At 65.6% G+C, this 700-nt stretch carries 1 protein-coding gene; it reads left to right on the top strand.

The features are described from left to right. On the top strand, nucleotides 1-700 hold a 700-nt coding region (locus ARC63_RS04070; RefSeq protein WP_231298574.1), incomplete at both ends, for a glycosyl hydrolase 115 family protein.

Below are 700 nucleotides of genomic sequence, written 5' to 3'. Positions count from 1 at the left end.
ACCGTCGCGGGGTGGTGTTTGGGCTCTATGACCTGTCGGAGAAGATCGGGGTGTCGCCGTGGTCGTGGTGGGCCGATGTGCCCGTGCAACCCAGGCGCACGCTGTATCTGACCGCCGGCGAACATCGCGATCAGCCGAAGGTGAAATACCGCGGCTTCTTCATCAACGACGAGAACCCGGCGTTCGATACCTGGGCGCGCACGCACTTCGGCGGCATCAACGCGCAGATGTACGCGCATGTTTTCGATCTGTTGCTGCGCCTGAAAGGCAACTATCTTTGGCCGGCGATGTGGGCGCCGAAAGCCTTCAACGACGACGACCCGCAGAACATGGTGCTGGCCGATGCGGTGGGCGTGGTGATGGGCACCTCGCACCACGAACCGATGATGCGCGCGCACGACGAGTGGCACCGTCATCAGGATGGCGGGATCACTGGGGGCGCCTGGGACTATCTGCACAATGGCGCCAACCTGCGCGCCTTCTGGCGTGGCGGTATCGAACGCATGGTCGCGCGCGGGCTGGATCGTCCGTACGACAGCGTGGTCACCATCGGCATGCGCGGGGATGGCGACGAAGCGCTGACCGAGGGCACGGCGATCACGTTGCTGGAGCGCGTGGTGGCCGACCAGCGCGCGATCATCGGCGCGGTCACCGGCAAGCCGGCCGCGCAGACGCCGCAGGTGTGGGCCTTGTACAAGGA

The organism is Stenotrophomonas geniculata ATCC 19374 = JCM 13324 (assembly GCF_001431625.1).
Taxonomy (GTDB): domain Bacteria; phylum Pseudomonadota; class Gammaproteobacteria; order Xanthomonadales; family Xanthomonadaceae; genus Stenotrophomonas; species Stenotrophomonas geniculata.
The sequence above is the reverse complement of the archived record's forward strand: the minus strand, read 5'-3'. Positions and strand labels throughout refer to the sequence as shown.